This is a genomic window from Corynebacterium camporealensis (genome assembly GCF_000980815.1).
GTDB lineage: Bacteria > Actinomycetota > Actinomycetes > Mycobacteriales > Mycobacteriaceae > Corynebacterium > Corynebacterium camporealense.
This window is the reverse complement of the sequence record NZ_CP011311.1, coordinates 1,806,554-1,826,953: the sequence shown is the minus strand read 5'-3', so window position 1 is coordinate 1,826,953 and position 20,400 is coordinate 1,806,554. Positions and strand designations below refer to the sequence as shown.

Here is a 20,400-nt window from a genome sequence, read left to right as displayed (position 1 = left end):
ACCCACAGAACGCTATGTTCACTGTTACTAGACAAGTTGGTATGTAAACGGCTAGAGTCAAGGCCTCAAATACTTCTCTTTCAGTAAAGGTGCATGTGATTCCATGATTGCTACCGGCTTAGCCGTGGGTGTCGTATTCGGTGCCGTCCTGCAGCGCGGACGCTTCTGCGTCACGGGCATGCTGCGCGACATTTTCATGAACAAGACCTGGCGCGGCTTTACCGCGTTGATGATCCTTATCTCCGTCCATGCTTTCGGTCTGACTTTGCTGACCCAACTGGGAATCATCTCCCCAGAAATCAGCAACTTCACTCCGGCGGCCATCATGATCGGCGGTTTCATCTTCGGTATGGGCATCATCTTGTCGGGTGGTTGTGCCTCCGGTACCTGGTACCGCTCCGCAGAGGGCCTGGTGGGTTCCTGGATTGCACTGCTGTTCTACGGCCTGTCTGCTGCGGCCATGAAGTCCGGCCCGCTGGAAAGCTTTGATGGCTGGTTCAAGCAGTGGGAGACCGACCTGACCACCATTCACGGCTTCTTGGGCATCTCGCCGTGGATGCTGGTGGCCGTGGTCTGGGTTATTACCTTCTTCCTGTGGCGCCACTACCGCCTGAAGGACGCCGGTCGCCAGACCTTCGACTTAGGTCAGCCCTGGTACTCCAAGCCACTGCCGATGTACACCGCCGCCATCCTGGTCGGCATCATCGGCACCATTGCCTTCCCGCTCTCGGCAGCTACCGGCCGTAACTCTGGCCTGGGTATCACCACCCCGTCTGCTGACGTGATGCGCTGGTCGACTACCGGCGATGACTCCTACATGAACTGGGGCACCATGCTGGTCATCGGCCTGTTCATCGGTGCATTCATCGCCGCCAAGGTTGCCGGCGAGTTCCGCGTTCGCGTTCCCGATGCACAGACCGCGTACCGCTCCATCGGTGGCGGCATCATGATGGGCGTTGGCGCCTCCCTGGCCGGTGGCTGCACCGTCGGTAACGGCATGGTGGAGACCTCCCTGTTCAGCTTCAAGGGCTGGATTGCACTGCTGTTCATCGCCCTTGGCGTGGGCTTCGGCGCCAAACTGTGGCTCAAGCCGCGCAAGGCCAACTCCGGCCAGCCGACCGCGAACTACAACACCACCGATGCCATGGACAACGCACCGGTCAATACCGGTGGCGAGTCCGCACAGAACCGCGCAGCTAACGACGACAACGTCTCCGTTCCGCAGCTGAACCTGGTTAACGCCACTAGCGCAGTCTCCTTGGCTACCAAGCCGAAGACTCCAGAGAAGGCTCGCCCACTGGGCAATGGCCGCTACGCACTGGACACTCTTGGCGCGGTCTGCCCCTTCCCGCTGATCGAAGCCAAGCAGGTCATGGCTGAACTTCAGCCGGGCGAAGCCCTGGTCATCGACTTCGACTGCACCCAGGCCACCGATTCCATTCCGGCCTGGGCTGCCGATGAAGGCCACACCGTCGAAGACTTTAAGCGGGTCAGCGATGCCGGCTGGCAGATGACGGTGGTGAAGGGAGGCTAAAACCATCCCAGTGGGCTAATATCGAATCCAGCTTTGTGGTTTATCTAGCTACGCCTGAAAGGTTGGATTCGATGCCTCCAGTGCCTAACGCCGAACTACCGGCCTTCGCAGTCTTTGATATCGAAGAAGAGCACCTGCTCGATAGCTCGCTGCTATTCAACGTCACCACGCACTAAGCACTTACTTGCGGTAAGCGCTTAGTGCGTTTCTTTATGCCTCTCGAATCTTCGTCACGAGAACGTTGAGCTCGCTGCGGGTGGCAGCGCGGTCGGGGTGGGCGGAGCAGAAGTCCAGCAGGAAGTAGCCGGTTTGCTGCAACGCTATGTGGCGGTGCCAGAATTGGCTGACTTCTTTTTGATTGTCGATGGCAAGTGAGACCATCGCGCGGCGTTCAGACAGCAGCTCGTATTGCAGGTCACGGCGTGCAGCCAGTGCTTCTTCCGGAGTGCGGATGTGCAGTGCACCCAGCAGGGTGGACATCGATTCGATAACGCGTTCTTGCAGGCGGTAGTGGTTGTTGACCACAGCACGCGGTTTGAAGAACCACAGCACCAGCATGGCCACGGCCACGGAGATGAAAATCTCGGCGAAGCGGGCGGTGACGATATCGCCCAGTGCGCGTCCCGCGGAGTTGCCCATCAGTAGAGCCAGTGGGGTAGAAAAGACCAGGCAGAGCGCGTAGTTACGAGCGATGAAGATCTCCGCGCAGAACTGGCAGATTGCCAGCACGATAAGCAGCGACCAGCCCTGCACGCCAAAGAAGTGAATTAGGGTAAACAGGCCGACACCCAGGATCGAGCCAATCATGCGCTGAATGCCTTTGACCGTGCCCGGGATGTGGTCTGGTCCCCACTGCAGCACCAGCAGGGCGGAGACAGCACCCCAGTCGGGACGGTCGAAACCAAGGCTCACACTGATAATGACGGTGATGATGCTGGCAATCGCGACCTTTTCACCCGTTACCACCGCATGGGAGTTGCGCACGGCAGAGCGATACAAACGGTAGCGGCCCGTCGGGCGGGTGTGCGGGATGGCGGTGCGGCGTGGGTCGAAGGCGATGCCGTCGTCGTTCAGCATTTCTGACTTGGCACCTAAGTTGAGCTCCAAGTTGTGCTGGACGATGCGCTGCTGTGCATCCTGGGCACGCTGCACCAGGCCTTCCGGGTCGGTGGAGACGACGCGGCCGCCGCGGATATGCCCGGCATCGGCAAGTGCTTGCCACGCATTCGAGGTAGCAGTTTGGGCCTGGTGGTGCTTGGTGAGGATGTCATCGTCAGCCGTGCAGAAGGATTCTGCGGTCTTCTCGACAGCCTCCACCGCAGAGCGTTCCGGACCGCGCTTATCTAACAGCGCAGGGAACATACCGATGATGCAGGCGACCACGGCGGAAAACAGCGTCCAGCCCAAGACCTCCCATACGGCGGTATCGGTACGCGCCAGCATGGTTGAACCACCGCCGACCATGACGATGAAGAAACAGCCCGGCACTGGCAAGCGCAGGCCGTTCTGCAAGGTTGCACCGATGACGCCAATGGCAGCGGTATAAAAGCCGGCGAGCAACAACCACCAATGCCCGTGGCCAGGAGCAAAGACGAGTTTGCCGACCAAGATGCCGCCAGTCGATGCCAAAGTAATCAGCGTGGCCGCAGACACCATGACGCGCAATCGGGTGCGGAAAGGATGGCCCTCACCGTAAATCACGGCAAAAGCACCGGCAGCACACAACAAGATGGCCTTGTCGTTGCCGCTGGCAACCGCGAAAGCGCCGGGGATGAGGATGGCCAACATGGCACGCAGCGCGCCGGGCCAGCGCCGCACATTGGTGTTGTAGGTGAATAGAAGCTGCCGGGGATTCGGCTTGGCAGGAAGCGGGTAGGCAGCTTCGGCATTCACTTGTGGAGCGCTCCTTTCCGGCGGTTAATTAAGGCACCGGAAGAGTCTACTCCGCTGGGCAAATTTAGCTAGTTGAGGAAAGTACTTATTCCTTAGTAGCAGCAGCGAGCAGCTGCTGCGTATAGCTGTCATGCGGGTTGTTCCAAATCTCTTCAGTTGGACCGGTCTCCACCACGTGACCGGCATGGACGACGACAAGACTGTGGCAGACCTGCCGCACCACAGCCAAATCGTGGGAGATAAACACCAAGGTCAACCCGTGGGCTTCCACCAAGCGGGTCAGCAAATCAAGGACTTGTGCGCGCACGGACACATCCAAGGCGGAGACGGCTTCATCGGCAAGGAGGATGTTGGGCTCAGCAATCACCGCACGCGCGATAGAGATGCGCTGGCGCTGGCCACCAGAAAACTCATGTGGGAAGCGGTCCATCGCGTCCGCCGGGATACCTACTTCCTCGAGAATGGCAGCGACTTTACGACGAGCCTCTCCGCTGGGCGTCCCGCCCAGCGGTTCGGCGATGGACTTCCAAATCGGCAGGCGGGGGTTGAGTGAGCCTTGGGGGTCTTGGAAGACCATTTGCACGCGACCGTTGACGGTGATGTCGCCGCTGGTGGGTGTTTCTAGTCCGGCGATGAGTTTGAGCAGGGTGGTCTTACCGGAGCCGGAGCTGCCGACGATGCCCAGGCGGGCGCCTTGGGGGATATCGAGGGTTAGTGGTTCTAAGGCGGTGGTGTTGCCGAAGGTTTTGCTGACCTCGCGCAGCCTTATGATGGCATCGCTAGTCTGCGGCGCAGCGGCGGGGTCCTTGGCGCGGGAGGCAGCGACGAGTTTCTGGGTGTAGTCGTGCTGCGGGTTATGCAGGATGTCGTCGGTAGATCCTGCTTCGACGATGTGGCCGTTTTGCATGACCAGGACTTCTGGGCACATCTGGTGGATAACGCGTAAGTCGTGGGAGATAAACAGTAAGGCGGTGCCATGGTTAGCGGTGACTTGCTTGAGTACGCGTAGGATCTCGGCCTGGGTTGTGGCATCGAGGGCGGTGGTGGGTTCGTCGCAGATGAGTAGTTCCGGACGACGCGCCATCGCCATGGCAATGAGCACGCGTTGACGTTGGCCACCGGATAGCTCATGCGGAAAACGACGGCGCAGCTTCGGATTGAGGTCGACTTCCTCGAGTGCGGCGGTGATGTCTTTGACCCCGGCGTAGCGCAATTGCTTATCGATGCGCATTAGCGGATCCAACGCCGTCATCGGCTCTTGGAAGACCATAGCCATGTGCGTGCCACGGCGGGTGCGAGCCTGCTTGTCAGACATCCCGATGAGTTCTTCATCCTGGAAGAGGATGGAACCTTCCGCGTGTAGGTTCTGTGGCAAAAGCCCCATGGCAGAAAGCGCAGTGAGTGTCTTACCGGAGCCGGATTCGCCAATAATGCCCAGGGATTCCCCGGCGTCGAGTTTGAAGCTCAGCGGACCAAGCAGGTCCGGGATGTGGAGGTCGGTGACGTTGAGCAGGCTCATCGCTTTTCTCCCTTCAGGCGAGGGTCGAGAAGGTCGCGGATGCCATCTCCAAGCAAGTTAAAGCCCAGCACGGTCAAGCCAATGGCCAGGCCGGGCCAGAAGGCTTGCATCGGTGCGACGCCGAGCAGGGACTGCGAATCCTGCAGCATCCGGCCCCAGGAGGCCGTCGGTGGGGCAGTGCCCAGACCTAAGTAGGACAGGGCGGCTTCGGCGAGGACTGCCAGGGCGAAGTAGACCGAAGCCTGCACGATAAGCAGGCTGCTGATATTCGGCAGGACGTGGCGCAGTGAAATACGCAGGTTGGAGACCCGGGACACGCGCGCGGCGGCGACGTAGTCCTGGGTGACGATCTGCAAGGTGCCTGAGCGTGCGACGCGGGCAAAGGACGGGATGCCCGCGATGCCGATGGCAATCATGGCTGTCAGCGTCGATGGACCCCAGATAGCACCGGCAATAATAGCCAGCAATAGTGCCGGGAATGCCAGGAGTAAGTCCGCACCGCGCACGATGAGCGCATCGAGCCACGTGCCCCGGCGCATGCCCGCTGCAATGCCGAGGGGCACGCCAATGATTGCGGCAATGCCGACGGCAATCACGCCGACGAACAAGGTGATCTGTGCACCGACCAGCAGGCGGGAGAGCGTATCGCGACCAAAGCGGTCGGTGCCGAGCAGGTGCTCGCCGCTCGGACCGGACAGGCGCGCGGCTGGGTCAGCGACATCCGGGTGGTACGGGGTCCACAGCAGAGAAATCACCGCGATAACAGCGACAAGGGCAACCAGAATGAAACCGGCCTTGCCGCTGGTGCTGAGATTCTTCCAGGCGTTTTTCATCGCACACCTGCCTTTAGTCGCGGGTCAATCAGGCGATAAGCCAGCTCGGTGAGCAGGTTGACCGTCAGGGTAAACGTCACCAGCAACATGACCAAGGTTTGGACGGTGGTGAGATCGCGGGTGGAGACGGCATCGAGAAGCATCGAGCCTAAGCCCGGAATCACAAAGACCGATTCAATGACCACCGCGCCGACAATCAGCGTGGTCAGCTGCACGCCCGTCACCGTGAGCACGGGCAGGGCAGCGTTGCGCAGACCGTGGCGCAGCAGCGCCTGGGCACGAGAGATACCCAGTGAGCGCGCAGTGCGGATGTAGTCAGCATCAGCGACATCCAGCATGGCCGAGCGCACATAGCGAGTCAGCATGGCAGCTTGCACCAAACTCAGCGCGAGCACCGGCAAGATGAGGTGGGATAAGAACCCACCGAAGGACTGGTTAGGCGGAATCCAGCCATTGGCCGGCAGCCAGCCGGCACCGCTGGCAAAGATAGCGATGAGCAAAATACCGACGAGGAAGCTCGGTACCGCAATGCCTAGCTGCGTACCTGCGGAGACTGCCGTGGCGGCCGGGCGGCCATGGGCATGCGCCAACCACATGCCCACTGGGATCGCGATGGCCAGAGCCAAGACAATGGCCAGGCCGACCAGGATGAGGGAGACCTGCGCGCGGTCGAGCACCAGCGGGGTGATGTCCTGTTGGGAGGACAAAGACTGACCAAAATCGCCTTGCAGTAGCCCGCCGATCCACTCGCCGTATTGCACGATGAGTGGTCGGTCCAGGCCGAGTGTGGAGCTAAGCTCCGCCACGGCTTCTTCAGTGGCGTTAATGCCTAAGGCCACGCGCGCCGGGTTGCCGGGAACAGCTCGCATGAGCAGGAAAATCGCCACGGAGGCGACAAATAAAGTCACGATAAAGCGCAGCAGGGCGCGCAGAATACTCATTGCTAGCGCTCCTCCTTTAAGTCCCGCAGCTCAATCGCGTCGGTGACCATATCGGCGGAAATGCCACTAATTCCGGGGCGGGTGAGCACTACATTTGGCATGTTCATCAGCGTCACGGCGGCGGCATCATCCATGATTTGGTCGACAGCTTCACCCATGAGCTCCGGGTAGTCTTCCGGGATGGCGGAATCAGCCTGAGCAAGCAATTCGCGTGCGCGTTCGTTGTCGTAGCCCAAGTAATAATCCGGATCCCCAAACAGTGTTGGGATATCGCGCGGCTCGACGTGTGCGACCAAGGACGCCTGATAATCATGGGCGCCCATGACTTGACCCAACCACACGGCGGGGAACTCGGCGGACTCCAAGGTCACGTCGAAGCCAATCTCGGTCAGCTGCGAATACAACTGCTCCGACAGCGTCTGCGTATACGGCAGCGTTGGCGCGGTAATGGTCACCGGGGCAGCCTCGGCACCAGCCTCGCGCAACAACTGCTGGGCCTTGGCCATGTCATGCGGGTAGTAGTCCTGTTCCGGGAACCACGGGTCAGTCGGCGGTACCGGGGCACCACCAGTATCGGTGGCCATGCCCTCCCACAAAATCGCATTAGCCGCATCCCGGTCCACGCCGTAGGCCACCGCCTGGCGCACGCGTGGGTCATCAAAAGGCGCTTCATCATTGTTGAGAGAGAACAAAATCTCACCATTGGTCGTGCCCACGGTGATGTTGATGTCCTCATCCAGACCGTCGAGCAGCTCCGGATTCTGCATCGCCCACACCACATCGGCACCGCCTGTTTCCAGGGCATTCACAGCGCTCAGCGGGTTCGGGAAGTAACGAATGGTCACGTCCTGCTCAGCTGGTTCACCCCAATAATCCGGGCGGACAGCAAGGGCAACGAACTCATTTGGGGAGAAACGCGCGACCTCAAAAGGCCCGGTACCCACCGGCTCACTAGCCAGATTGTCCATGCCCGTCGGCGTCATCATCGCACCAATGGCAGTACCCATCAGCCACAGCCAGCCATTCGACCGGCGCTCCAGCTCCACCACGAGTGTGTGCTCACCTTGGGCTTCGGCACGCTTGACGATGTCCATCTGCGCCGCCAACCCATTCGTCCACGTATCTTTCACGTAATTAATGGAAAAGGCCGCGGACTCCGCATTAAAAGGCGCACCATTGCTAAAGCTCACGCCCTCGCGCAGCTGGAATTCATAGCGCGTGCCGTCGGAAGAGACTTCCCAGGATTCCGCGAGCCCCGGCACGATGTCACCGTCGTCGTCGATGCGCACCAACGTTTCGTAGACGTTGCCCATGACCGCTGCCGGAATCGCCGCGCCACCCACGGATGTGAGATCCAGCGAGTTGGCCGGGGACGTAGTGGCTACTACTAGGCCAGTCTGGCTGCTGGTGTCTACCACCGCAGTAGACCCAGCAGAACATGCGCTGACAGTGCTTATCGATGCCACCAGGGCAAGTACTGCCAGCGAACGCGACAGGCGGTCTCTGATCATGTATGCAGGTTATACCCTAGGCGAGCTTTGAAAAAGTTCGAAGCCTAGTCTTCGTTCTTCAGCAGCAGGACCTCTAGCGGGGAGTTGCCGCCGCGCACAGTAGTCATCGACAGCTGCAGGCGGTCCGGGCGGTAGAGATATTCCGCGTACTCGACCGGCAGGCCAGCCTGGTTGGAGATATCCAGGTTCAACGCCATCAGCGGGGTGCCGGTCTGTACTTCCAGGGCATCGGCGTCTTCTGGCGCAGCCATCTCTAGCGACAGGGTGCGGTGCACGTTGTCGATGTCTACACCATTGTCATGCAAGAAGGCGTGGATGGAACCGTTGTCGGCATCGAAGTCCAGCAGCTTGCGGCCCACCGACAGTGGGAAATACTGGCGCTCAATCATCACCGGGGCGCCATTGGCATAGCGAATGCGGTGGACGAAGATGAGTGGTTCGCCTTCCTCCAAGCGCAGCGAACGAGCCGCGTTGGCCGGGGCCGGGCGACGGGCCAGCCACAGGGTTTGCTGACCTGGCTTTACACCTTGAGCGCGCAGCCACTCAGTAACGCAGTAGGTCGCTTCGAAAGACTCCGCGTTGTAGTTACCTAACACGACAGAACGGCGTCCGCGGCCAGAAGAGATTGCGCCTTCGGTACGCAAAGTCGCCATGGCCTGGCGCACGGGGCCACGGGAGGAATCAAAACGCTCACACAGCTCAGCTTCGCTGGGGAGCAGGTCACCGGGGCTGAGCGCGCCGGAACTGATCAGCTCTCGCAGGTAACGAGCGATCTTCGCATGCTGTTGCGTTACACGTGCAGCCACTTCTACTTCCTTCGGTTCCTTTAATGGTCTATATCGGGAGGTGGAGTGAGGGTGATAGGGAGAATGGTCTATCTGTGAAATAGTAACGTGTACGCGATAGGTGACATAAAAACTTTAAATTGACTATACAACCGCACTAAAAACCTTAAGGTGCGATTTAACTCTTATGTCGCGCAAACCGGCCTAGGCAGGGGAGTTTAAAGGAATTTCTTGGGAAACTCTTGGGAAACAGGGGAGGGGTGGATTCCACCCCCGCCAAAAATACATCTATACAACTATTGTTCAACAGTCAGCCAGGTATCGGCAAGAATTCCCATGTTTTCCATGACTTTTTCGTGTGACGTGGACTGCAAAGAGATCATCAATTCATCGGCTTGTGCAGTCTTTTGGAAGTTCTCCAGATATTCGTGAACCTCTGGAGCGGTGCCCACCGCAGAGTACTTGAGCATTTCCAGAATCTGCTGGCCTTGGTAGGAGCCAACGATTTGGGCTACCTGTTCATCAGTCAGGTTCTTACCGCGACCGGCAAATGCCTTCACACGGTTAAAGCAGACCTTCTCGTACTCCTCTTCGGCTTCTTCCTTGGTCGGTGCCGCAGTAACGTTCACACCCGCAATGACATAAGGCTCCGGGTGGGCCTCGGAAGGTTCGTAATTCTCGCGGTAGTAGCTAACCGCCTGCTCCAAATGTTGCGGCGCGAAGTGGGAAGCAAAGGCGTAGGGCAGGCCGTACTTGGCTGCCAGCGATGCACCGAACATCGACGAGCCCAGGATGTAGATCGGGACATTGGTGTTCTTGCCTGGGATGGCCTGCACACCTGGAATCAGCGACTTGCCCGACAGGTAGCCCTGCAGCTCGCGGATGTCTTCTGGGAAGCGCTCTGCGGCATGGCCATCGCGACGCAGCGCGCGACCCAAGGTGTGCATATCAGTACCTGGCGCACGACCCAGTCCCAGATCAATGCGATCCGGGTAAAGTTCAGCCAGGGTGCCGAACTGCTCGGCGACGACATAAGGAGCGTGGTTTGGCAGCATCACGCCACCAGAGCCCAGGCGAATCGAGTTGGTCTTAGCACCAATGTGGGCAATCAGGACTGCCGGGGAAGAAGAGGTAATCGTTTCCATGTTGTGGTGCTCGGTGTACCACATGCGCGAGTAGCCGAGCTTTTCTGCCTGCTGGGCGAGTTCTACCGAACGTGCCATGGATTCAGAAGGCTTTTCACCTTCATAAATGGTGCAAAAGTCAAGGATGGACAGTGCGGCACGAGAAGTCACGAAATCAAGTCCTTAATCGTCATTAGGGGGTCTACAAGTCTTTCCAGTTCCTTTCCAACAGTCTAGGGGCGCGCACTATTCCGTGCGGCGCCCGAACGAGGCGGGCGCCGTGCTGACGCACCGCGCGTGGGAAATGAAAAAAGGGCATCCCCGAAGCAGGGATGCCCTTGGTTGAGTTACTGGAACCCTACCTGTTGTGAAACCTTAAGCGGTTGGTGCGGTGGTGGTTTCGGCGTTGGCGGATGCCTTAGCATCGGCCTCGGCAGCAGCCTTGCGCTCCTCGTACTTTTCGCCTGCCTTGGTAGCAGCGTCGATGATGACACCGATGACTGCGGCGATAGCGGTCGGTACTGCCCAGCCCAGATCCAGTGCCTGGCCTGGCGAGAGAGCCAGGAAGTTCTCCAGGAACGGGGTCCAGCCCTGGTTGGTGATAACGGTCAGTGCGGACCAGATAACCGAGACCCACAGGGCCAGGCGGAAGGTCCAGTAGAAGACCACGGCGTTCTTCACCAGCGGCTGAATCAGGGTCAGCAGAATCAGGGTGATAGCTGGTGGGTACAGGAAGGTGATGAACGGAACCGCAATGGACAGCACGGTGTCCAGGCCCTGGAAGGCGAACAGGATGGACATCGCGGTAAACAGGCAAGCCCACAGGTGGTAGTTGGTCTTCGGAACCAGCATCGCGAAGAACTCAGAGGTTGCAGTGATCAGGCCGACTGCGGTGGTCAGGCAGGCCAGGATAACGATGGCGGAGAAGACCGACTGGCCGACGGTGCCCATGGTGAGGTTTGCGGCATCGGCAAGCAGGGTGGCACCAGAGTCATACTCCTGGCCACCCGGCAGGGTCTGGGAAATCCAGGCCAGACCCAGGTAGATTGCAGCCAGCAGGGCACCAGCAATCAGGGAAGCGGTGATGGTGGAACGCACCTGTGCGCCCTTGGTCTTAAAGCCCTTTTCGCGCAGGGAGGTAACGATAACGATGGAGAATGCCAGACCTGCGATGGCGTCCATGGTGTTGTAGCCCTCAAACAGGCCGGTGACCATCGGTGCATCCATGTAGTCCTCAGTCGGGGTGCCCGGGTTACGGCCATTGGCGAAGGCAGCCAGGGTAATCAGGATGACCAGCAGGATGACCAGCGCCGGGGTCAGGAAACGGCCCAGGGTGTCAATAATGGTGGTCGGGCGCCAGGACAGCGCCAGCGCAATCAGGAAGAACACGGCGTTGAACAGGCCATTGGCCATCGTGCCTTCCCAGCCAAACAGCGGGGTAATGGCGGTCTCCATGGAGACTGCACCAGTACGCGGCAGAGCGTAGAACGCACCGATGGACAGGTAAGCCATCACGGCGAAGACGACGCCGAAGAAGGCACCACCGTTAGCGCCCAGGTCGCGCACGGAACGGCCGGAAATGGCCACTGCGACAATTGCCAGCACTGGCAGCAGCACGCCTGCTGCCAAAAAGCCGATGACGGCTGGCCAGAAGTTCGTGCCGGAGGAGACGCCAACCATCGGTGGGAAAATCAGGTTGCCGGCGCCGAAGAACATGGAAAACAGCATCAGTGACGCCGCGATGACGGTCAGGATGCCGCCCTTCTTGTTTGGCGCACCTACTGCGGTAGAAGACGATGCCATGGTTTATAAGGCCCCTTTGGGTATGTCCAGTAATTTATTGCTTGTGACCAGCAGCTTTTCCTCGGCGGGTGGTGCGAAGTCAAGCTGTAGAAATGGTGGATTACACCTTTTCGTTTTATGAGACACTAATGCCCATAGAGTGAGATCGCAAAGGCAGTGGGCGTCCCAAGGGGTGAAACGGGGGTCTTAAAGGGGGTAGCCGCTAATGAAACGCCTACTTAAAAGCAGCCTCCAAGCGGTCCAAAGCTTGCTCCAAAATCTCCCTTGAGGTGGAGAAATTCAACCGCGCGTGGTGTAGACCACCAGTGCCAAAGGTCTCGCCTTCGTTGAAAGCAACCTTGGCGTTCTCGCGCACCCACTGGGCAGGATGCGGGTTATCCCCAATCTTGGTCTCGGAGAAATCCAGCCACAGCAGATAGGTCGCATCCGGGTGCGTGGTCTTTAGCCCCGGTACGCGGCGGGGGAGTTCCTCGACGAGCCAGTCGCGGGTCTCACGCAGGTACTCGACTTCCTCGTCCAGGAAGTCCACGCCATCGCGGTAGGCGGCTTCGGCTGCCAGCACACCGAGCGTGCCAGTGCCATCCTTGGTGACACCGTCGAGGGATTTCCAGATGCGGTCGTCCTCAGCGTTGGACAGCACCACTTGGGCGCACTTTAGGCCCGCGGTATTCCACGCCTTGGAGGTCGCGGTGACGGTAAAGACGCGCTCGGCGGCGGTATCGCTTAAGCCTGCAACAGGGATGTGCTTGCCATCAAAGACGAGTGGGGCGTGGATTTCGTCGACTAGGATGCGGGCATCGTACTTATCGGCCAGCTCCACCAGCTTGTTGAGGTAGTCAGCGTCAAAGACGATGCCGAGCGGGTTATAAGGATTGGCCAACAGGATGGAGCCGGCGCCATCGGCAAATGCGCGCTCAATGTCGTCGAGCTCCAGGCTGGTCTCGACTTTCTCTCGTCCTGCTGCACCCGGCAGTGCAAGCAGCGGCGGATACGACGGCACCGGCACAATCACCGGGGAATCCGGGCGGGTGAAGTACTGCACGCCGAGCAAAAGACCGCGCACGACGTCGCCAATCCAGTACACACGCCGCGGGTTTGGGCGCCAGCCGTAGCGCTGCTCGTAGAAGTCCGCCAGGGAGTCCATCAGCCCGCTAGCGCGCGGTGCAGGGGTGTATCCAAAGGTCTCGTTGTCCACCATCTGCTGCAGGACTTCCTTGACCGCCGGGGCGGTAGGAAAGTCCGACTCCGCGATCCACAGCGGTAGGACATCGTCGTCGTAGACGGTCCACTTGCGGGTGCCGCGGGCTTGCAAACGCTCAAGACTAGGAAATTTCATGCCGTCCACCCTAGCGATTTCCACCCGCGGCATTCGGGCAAAGAAAGCTATTTATTCAGCATCTGGTGTGGACGCCTCTACTTCGTCCTCGGTGCGCGGCACGTAGAAGCCATAGCGGCGCAGGCGCTCACGGTCGGCCTTCGACGAGGATTCGGTCAGCTCCAAAAGCTGGGCGTAAATACCACCGGACTGGGACAGTTCTGCTGGCGAGCCAATCTCATCAATGCGGCCGGAATCCAAGGTGATGATCGTATCGACATCGGCGATGGTGGACAGGCGGTGAGCAATGATTAGGGTGGTGCGGTCCTTCATCAGCTCATCTAGGCCAGCCTGGACGGTGCGCTCGGACTTAGTATCCAGCGCGGAGGTCGCCTCATCGAGGACCAGAATCGGGGCGTCTTTGAGCATCGCACGCGCGACAGCCACGCGCTGTTTCTGACCACCCGACAACTTCAGGCCACGCTCACCGACGACGGTGTCGTAGCCATCCGGGAAGGCAGTGATGAAGTCGTGGGCATTCGCACGATGGGCCACCGCTTCGATTTTCTCGTCGCTGGCACCGGGCTTGCCGTAGGCGATGTTTTCGCGAATCGTGCCGGAGAACAAGAACGGCTCCTGGAAGACCACACCAACCGAGGCACGCAGGCGCGCGGCAGTGAAATCATCCATCTCATGGCCGAGCACATTCAACGAACCATCGGTGGGGTGGTACAGGCCAAGCAGCAGGTTGACCAGGGTGGATTTACCGCCACCGGATTCACCGACTAAGGCGATCTTCTGGCCTTGGTCGGCGTGGAAGGAGACATCGGCAAGCACTGGCTTGTTCTCCTCATAAGCAAAGCTGACGTTGGAGAACTCAAAGATAGGTGCGCCTGGGGTGGGCTCGAGCGGAGCAACCGGTGTGGTATCCAACTCCGGCAGATGCGATGCCGAGGTCGCTGCCACCAGAGCCGGGTTCGCGGTTGGTTCGACGTCTTCTTCCATGACCTTGAAGTAGTCCTTGGAACCAGCCACTGCGCGCTGGGCGATATCGACCATAAAGCTCATCATGAACACCGGCTGTTTAGCCATGGTGACCATCTGCAGCAGCATAACCATGTCACCAATGGAGAAATAGCCTTCCAGCGTGCGCCAGAAAATCACGGCGTAGATGCCGAAGAACAGCGCGGCCATCGTCCAGCCACGCAGGGTATCCATGCTGTGCCACCAGCGGGACTGCGGGCGGGTGATTTGCACTGTCGAGTCGTAGTGGCCGCCGAACTTCTTGAGCTCACGAGTCTCCGACACGAAGGACTTGGCCACCTTGACCTGGCCAATGACCTCCGCGAAACGGCCATTGCCTTCATCGATGTGGCGGTTCTTCTCTGCTTCCAGGCGCTGCCACTTCTTTGAGGTCAGGGCAGTGAGCCACATGTAGACAGGGAAGAGGAGTGCCAGCAGGACAGCTAGTGGCCAGTAGTAGATAGCCGTAATCACCAAGATGGCGATCGTTTGAATGATCGTGGTGAAAAAGTTATTCGCAAAAGACTGCACGAACTGCGTGACATTGGCAATCGAGCGGTCCAGGCGCGCGATGATGGTGCCGGTGACCTGATTGTCGTAGTAGCTCTGCGGGATGGCCAGCAGCTTGGCAAAATAGCGCGTCGACAAAATCTCGCGCAGGCGCGCCACCATCACGTCACCGATATAGCCGCCGACGTTTCTAAACAGTGCGTTGAGCACATCGACGACAAACAACGCGGCTGCCAGCAACAACACGGTGCGCAGCACCGCATCGGTGGCACTATCGCCAGAGACACCAGCAACAATGGTGTCGGTTGCTTCACGGACAATGAACGGGGAGGTCAGCGTCAACACAGCCGTGACCGTCGCCGTGGCTAAAACACCAAGGTAAAACGGCCACAGGGCAGAAGCGCTACGGGCAATACGGATAAGGGAATGCACGGGGGGCAAGTATGCCACCAACCGTGAAGGACGTGCACCTTTAGTAATGCACACCACGCGCAAGCAGACAAAGATAACGGTATTACAGCCAAGTCAGTTAAGGTGAAATACGAACTTTCTAGTCTGTTTACTATCCAAGTGAAACAGCGCAAACCATAGAGGGAAGTCATTCAAGGTGAAGTACAACTACGTAGCCAGCGTGAGCGTGATGGTCGCAGCAGCGCTCAGCGTGTCGGCCTGCAGTATCCTAAGCCCCGATGAGTCGGAGCTCAGCGCCGATAACATCGAGGTCAGCAGCTCTGAAGCCCCCAGCTTTGAGGCCGAAGACGTCCAGCAAAAAGAGGTCACCTCTAACTTAGGTGCGCCGCAAAAGGACGAAGGCCTAGGCGTTACTTGGCAGCTGCAAGGCCTGTTTGCCGACAACGTGCAGGGCACCGTGGTGACCATCCTGGTCAAAAACGACAACGACAAGCCCGTCCCGCCAGAAGCTATCGAGGAGCCCACCTTGGAGCGTGCCGATGGCAACGGCGGCTGGGCTGACGTGGAGCTTTTGCCTTACGACGAAAACACCAACGCCGATGTCGCCTCCCCCGGCCTGGATGCCCCACTGGGTGAAAACGGTGCCACCAACCTGCAGTACCGCTTCGATGTCGCGCCGGGCAATCTGTGGAATGCGCGCTTGAGCATCGGCAACGTTACCTGGTCTGGAGATTTGAATATATGACGGAATTGGTAGTCCTGGCCGATGACCAGGGCAAGCCCGCGGGAACCGCCGACAAAGCGAAGGTACATACCGCGGACACCCCGCTGCACTTTGCCTTCTCCGCCTGGGTGCGCAGCGGGAACAAGATCTTGCTCACCCGCCGCGCCTTAAGCAAAAGGACTTGGCCCGGCGTATGGACCAATGCCTTCTGCGGGCATCCTGGCCCCGGCGAAGCAACTGCCGACACCGTCATCCGCCGCGCCGACTTCGAGCTCAACCTGGACATCCCAACCCCACAGCTCATCCTCCCGGACTTTTCCTACCGCGCCGTGGATTCCTCCGGCATCGTCGAATACGAAATCTGCCCCGTTTACCTCGTCGACCTCGATGCCTCGGTCGCCGAAAACGCCTCCAACGGTTCAGCCGACAGGCTGAACCTGAGCCCCAACCCGGACGAAGTCGACTCCTACGCCTGGGTTGATGCCGAGGAGCTCATCACAGCTGCCGACGCGACACCTTTCGCGTTTAGCCCGTGGCTGGTTGAGGAACTGTCGCACTCCGAACTCCGCGAAGCGCTACGGAAGTAGCGCGGCTGGCCTGGCGCTACTTTCCCATGGAACGGTGTTGCCGGAAGGCAACACCTAGATGACGACGTTGAAGGCGGCGTCGACGTAGTCGAGGCTGCCGTAGGTCACGCGGCCTTCGGCTTTGTCGAGGTCGTATTCCCACACGGTGTGGTCCGGGTGGTAGGTCGGGAAGCCGGTGTCACCCGTGCGGGCGAAGGTGTGCAGCCAGCCGTTGAGTTCGGCGGCGGCAGGAGTATCGATGGTGCCGAAGAAGTGGGGGAGATCGTCGCAGTGCAGCGCGGGGCGCTTGGAGCTGCGGTAGAGCTCCATCATGTAGGTCTCACCGGGTGCTTCAGCCGCAACGGCAGCGACCCAGCGGCGGATGAGTCCGTCGCCAATCATGCGGCCGACGATGCGCTCGGAATCGAGGTGCTTGGCAAACTGCAGCCACTCCGGATAGGTGTTGTGCGAGAAGTCGAACTTCGGTGCCAAGTAACGGCCGATGATGCTGCGCAGTCCAGTGTTGTCGGCCTTTTTGCCGGCGGGGATGTCGTAGAACTCATCGCGGGTGGACAAGGTGACGATGGGGACATCGGCAAGCTCAGCGCACTCCAGCGGTGCCGGGCCTAAAGCCAATCCGTAGCGGAACTTCTTGCGGAAATTCGCGTAAGCCTTATCGACCTTCTCCTGCGGCAGCGACTCGAGGCTGCGGCGGGTGACTGGCTTGCCCAGTGCTTGGCGCAAGGTGGCTTTGCGGGCATCGAAAGGCTCTGCGGGAAAGGCCGGGGAGTTGGCCAACACGCGGCGGAAGGCACCGCGGTAGTGGTCGCGGCGGGCCAGCCACAGCGCAATCGTCGCACCGGCGGATTGACCGACCAGGGTGACATTGGTCGGGTCACCGCCGAAGGAATCGATGTTCTTTTGCACCCATTCCAGGGCGAGTAGGCAGTCATCAATGCCGCGGAAGTGCGCGTAGTCGTCCTCGCTGAACTGGGCAAAGCCTGCCAGACCGGTGCGATAACCGATGCTGACCTGTACGAAACCGGCACGCGAATTAGCGGTACCCTCCGTGCGGGCATCCTCGTGGGAACCTTCCTCGAAACCGCCGCCATGCACGTAGACAATGACCGGGTTGTCCCTGCTTTCAGCTGGGGTGGTGATGGTCAGCGCGACCTTGTCCGGCTGCGGGGTGGTGGCATCTTGATCCACAGCGTGCGGCAAAGGCTCAGCATCCGCATACAAGCTGGGAAAATGCGCGTAGTCCACGGAGTGAAAGTAGTTCACGCCCGCCTTTTCTACGCCGGTAATCCGACCGGCCGGACAAGTGATAGTGACAGTCGACATACCCGCTAGGTTACCCGGCTGCCAGTGCGCGGTGGTGACTAAGATGGGTGCCCATGGAATGGATTACCTCGATGAGCTCTACGGTGACTCAAAGTCTGGCGCAAGCACCGCTGTGGGCGCAGATTATCATCTTGGTAATCGTGTTTGTCCCACTGCTCAGCATCGGTTCTTGGATGCTGATGTGGGCTATTGATGCCGTGACGCGGCGGGTTGCCACTTTACGTTCGCCCCGGTCTAATATGGACGATTATGCCGAAGCCTGAGCCACAGAAAGATCCCCGCGAGGGCCTGTGGGATCCCGAACGCAAACAAGCTCCCCGCAAGCGCGCACTCCCGAAATCCCGGGTGTCGAGCACCCTGTGGATCATGATCGCCTTGGTCGTAATTGCAGCGATCCTGGGAGCGTTGTTCTAAGCGGCTTCCTTTTACCGCGACGCAGCTTTAGCTGCGTCGCGCGGCGCGGGCGACCCGCTGATAGAGCGGGAGGTCGGCCAGGTCTTCGATGAGGACGGGGTTGCCCTCGGAGTCGCATAGGGGGATGCACCAGTTGGGGTAAAGCTCGTGCGTGGTGCCGGGCTGGTTTTGGGCGCGGATGTCGCCGACCATGTCGACCAGGCTGGTGCACGTGAGTGCTGACGGGGTACCGGCGATGAACTCGTGCAGGGCGACGAGCATGTCTTCTTCGGAGGCGTTCTCGTCGACGCCGAGTGCCTCCCGCACGGCGGCTTGCCACTGGCGGTCGTCTTCGAATTCTTCGTTGACAGAGCGGTTGAGCAGGCCAAGACGTGCGCGCAGGGCGACGTGTTCGCCGCGCAGGTAACCCAGCGTTGGTGGCAGGTCGTGAGTGTTAACCGAGGACAAGGCGAGTTTTCGGTACTCGTGTTGTGGCAAGGGAGTCTCGTTGTCGTCGGCGCGCTCAAACCACAGGATGGACGTGCCCAGCACGCCCTTGCCGGCCAGGACCTCCTGGACCCAGGGCTCTAAGGTGCCCAGATCCTCGCCCACGAGGACGGCACCGGCGCGTTCGGCTTCCAGGAGCAAAATGCCTAGCATGGCTTCGAAGTCATAAGTGATGTAGGTGCCATCGAGGGGATCGGACATGCGCGGAATCCAGAACAGGCGGAACAGGCCCAGGATGTGGTCAACGCGCAGGCCGCCGGAATCGCGCAGGGCAGCAGCGACCAGGTCGCGCCAAGGCTGGTAGCCGACCTCCGCCAGGCGGACCGGGTGCCACGGTGGCTGCGACCAATCCTGGCCTTGCTGGTTGTAATCATCCGGTGGGGCGCCCACAGAACACTGCGGAGCCAGGTAATCGGCGAGGTTCTCCGCATCGGCACCACCCGGGTGCACGCCCACGGCCAGGTCAGTCATGATGCCAATGCGCATGCCGGCATCGCGGGCGGCCTGCTGGGCATCGGCAAGCTGCTCGTGGCAGAGGAACTGCAGCCAGCTATAAAAGCGCATCAGGGTTTCTGGATCTAGGTCCTCGCGGTGCCGCTGACCAGTATGCATAGCTACTTCGGCACGCGCGCACCAGCGGGCAAAGTCATCCAGGCCACGGCCTTGTTCACGGCAAAAGGCGATGAATTTGTCCCGGCGTTCCTTTTCAAAGGGCAGGCGATAGAGCTCACGCAGGACCTGCAGCTTGGCAGCGAAAATATCGTTGCGGTTGATTTCCTCGGCAGAGTGGTTGCGCTCCTGGAATTCTGCGGCCAGCTCTGCGACATCGTCCTGCAGGTCCGGATCCAGGAGTTTCAGCTCCGGAATGGATTCAATGTTGAGGTAGATCGGGTTGATGAACCGGCGGGTCGTCGGCAAGTACGGCGAATCCTCCACCGGCGGCAGCGGCTCGGCAGCATGAAGCGGGTTAATGAGCAGGAAATCGTTGTCCGGTGCCACCGTGCGAGCCAAGTCAGCCAGGTCGGCGAAATCGCCCATGCCCCAAGAACGGGCCGAGCGCACCGAATACAGCTGCGCCATCACACCCGAGACCGGACTGTTGATGAACTTCCGCGAGGTAGTCAGCGTGGCCGGGGTGATAATCAGGTGAGCAGTGTGCTTTCCGATGCCCGGTGACTCCAGCACCAACTTATGGAAACCTAAAGGCAGGTCGCCGGGGATGTGGAAGGTGGCAGTGCCCCAGAGTTGGCCGTCGACATCGGCAGGCGCTGCATCGTTGGGGTCCTGGTAGACCTCGCGGGTGCCGCCGTCTTCGAGCTCGATGTGGACATCGGCAGGCTCGCCGTGGTGGACGTGCACATCGAAGGACTTCTCGATGCCCGCGGGGGAGACCACAGATGGGGGGAGGGGCTGGCTGGAGCGTGTCAGGTAATCCTCGTAGAGGAGCTGGGTGAGCTTGTCGACGTCCGGAGCGTCATCAACTGCCACCCCCAGTGCACGCAAGGTATAGGTAATTGTGGCGTCGCTCACCTGCAGCAACTCCCCGGCTTGGGAAGTGTATGAGGTGGCGACACCATGGCGTTGTGCGAGCTGTTCCAGTAAATCCCGTTCGTTCACAGCACACATTCTGCCATGTTGTTCCTGCGCGCGCGGCCGAGAATGGT

General features: G+C 59.9%; 16 protein-coding genes. 4 read left to right on the top strand and 12 right to left on the bottom strand.

Going from position 1 to position 20,400, the window contains the following annotated elements; all coding sequences use genetic code 11:
* Positions 1 to 103 precede the first annotated feature (103 nt).
* Positions 104 to 1,534, top strand: coding sequence for a YeeE/YedE thiosulfate transporter family protein (locus UL81_RS08510; RefSeq protein WP_035107345.1), 1,431 nt, complete (start codon positions 104 to 106; stop codon positions 1,532 to 1,534).
* Positions 1,535 to 1,744: 210 nt separating this feature from the next.
* Here UL81_RS08510 and UL81_RS08505 read toward each other — a convergent pair whose 3' ends face one another.
* The 10 genes from UL81_RS08505 to UL81_RS08460 all read right to left on the bottom strand — a co-directional run bounded on the left by UL81_RS08505 (position 1,745) and on the right by UL81_RS08460 (position 15,223).
* Complete coding sequence (locus UL81_RS08505) at positions 1,745 to 3,427, bottom strand: FUSC family protein (protein WP_035107342.1); 1,683 nt, start codon at positions 3,425 to 3,427, stop codon at positions 1,745 to 1,747.
* An 85-nt stretch (positions 3,428 to 3,512) separates the two neighbouring features.
* The gene (locus UL81_RS08500) at positions 3,513 to 4,946 is read right to left on the bottom strand and encodes an ATP-binding cassette domain-containing protein (RefSeq protein ID WP_035107340.1); all 1,434 of its coding nucleotides are present in this window, start codon (positions 4,944 to 4,946) and stop codon (positions 3,513 to 3,515) included.
* A complete protein-coding gene (locus UL81_RS08495) occupies positions 4,943 to 5,779 on the bottom strand; it encodes an ABC transporter permease (RefSeq protein ID WP_035107338.1) in 837 nt (278 codons plus the stop codon). The genes UL81_RS08500 and UL81_RS08495 overlap by 4 nt, the downstream gene beginning before the upstream one ends.
* Positions 5,776 to 6,720, bottom strand: a complete 945-nt coding sequence (locus UL81_RS08490) for an ABC transporter permease (RefSeq protein WP_035107337.1) — start codon at positions 6,718 to 6,720, stop codon at positions 5,776 to 5,778. Before UL81_RS08490 ends, UL81_RS08495 begins: the two co-directional genes overlap by 4 nt.
* Positions 6,721 to 6,722: 2 nt before the next feature.
* Entirely contained in the window at positions 6,723 to 8,231 is a 1,509-nt protein-coding gene (locus tag UL81_RS08485; protein ID WP_035107335.1) for an ABC transporter substrate-binding protein, read from the bottom strand.
* A 44-nt stretch (positions 8,232 to 8,275) separates the two neighbouring features.
* Entirely contained in the window at positions 8,276 to 9,037 is a 762-nt protein-coding gene (locus UL81_RS08480; RefSeq protein ID WP_046453486.1) for a GntR family transcriptional regulator, read from the bottom strand.
* A gap of 275 nt (positions 9,038 to 9,312) precedes the next feature.
* Positions 9,313 to 10,311 (bottom strand): LLM class flavin-dependent oxidoreductase, encoded by a 999-nt coding sequence (locus tag UL81_RS08475; RefSeq protein ID WP_035107333.1) that lies wholly within the window; start codon positions 10,309 to 10,311, stop codon positions 9,313 to 9,315.
* A 204-nt stretch (positions 10,312 to 10,515) separates the two neighbouring features.
* Complete coding sequence (gene brnQ / locus UL81_RS08470) at positions 10,516 to 11,943, bottom strand: branched-chain amino acid transport system II carrier protein (RefSeq protein WP_035107331.1); 1,428 nt, start codon at positions 11,941 to 11,943, stop codon at positions 10,516 to 10,518.
* Positions 11,944 to 12,157: 214 nt separating this feature from the next.
* Positions 12,158 to 13,279, bottom strand: a complete 1,122-nt coding sequence (locus UL81_RS08465) for a MalY/PatB family protein (protein ID WP_035107434.1) — start codon at positions 13,277 to 13,279, stop codon at positions 12,158 to 12,160.
* A 51-nt stretch (positions 13,280 to 13,330) separates the two neighbouring features.
* A complete protein-coding gene (locus UL81_RS08460; protein WP_035107431.1) occupies positions 13,331 to 15,223 on the bottom strand; it encodes an ABC transporter ATP-binding protein in 1,893 nt (630 codons plus the stop codon).
* 175 nt (positions 15,224 to 15,398) lie between these two features.
* Here UL81_RS08460 and UL81_RS08455 point away from each other — a divergent pair, with 175 nt between their 5' ends.
* Positions 15,399 to 15,947 carry a hypothetical protein gene (locus tag UL81_RS08455; protein WP_035107328.1) on the top strand — a complete coding sequence of 183 codons (549 nt, stop codon included), beginning with the start codon at positions 15,399 to 15,401 and terminating at the stop codon, positions 15,945 to 15,947.
* Positions 15,944 to 16,513, top strand: a complete 570-nt coding sequence (idi, locus tag UL81_RS08450) for an isopentenyl-diphosphate Delta-isomerase (RefSeq protein ID WP_046453484.1) — start codon at positions 15,944 to 15,946, stop codon at positions 16,511 to 16,513. The genes UL81_RS08455 and idi overlap by 4 nt, the downstream gene beginning before the upstream one ends.
* A 54-nt stretch (positions 16,514 to 16,567) precedes the next feature.
* Here the strand turns inward: idi and UL81_RS08445 are convergent, their stop codons facing one another.
* Entirely contained in the window at positions 16,568 to 17,836 is a 1,269-nt protein-coding gene (locus UL81_RS08445; protein ID WP_035107324.1) for a carboxylesterase family protein, read from the bottom strand.
* 53 nt (positions 17,837 to 17,889) lie between these two features.
* On the opposite strand from UL81_RS08445, the gene UL81_RS08440 reads away from it, so the two are divergent.
* Complete coding sequence (locus tag UL81_RS08440; protein ID WP_035107323.1) at positions 17,890 to 18,099, top strand: hypothetical protein; 210 nt, start codon at positions 17,890 to 17,892, stop codon at positions 18,097 to 18,099.
* A gap of 178 nt (positions 18,100 to 18,277) precedes the next feature.
* Here the strand turns inward: UL81_RS08440 and malQ are convergent, their stop codons facing one another.
* Positions 18,278 to 20,353, bottom strand: a complete 2,076-nt coding sequence (gene malQ, locus UL81_RS08435) for a 4-alpha-glucanotransferase (protein ID WP_236684458.1) — start codon at positions 20,351 to 20,353, stop codon at positions 18,278 to 18,280.
* Between the last annotated feature and the right edge of the window lie 47 nt (positions 20,354 to 20,400).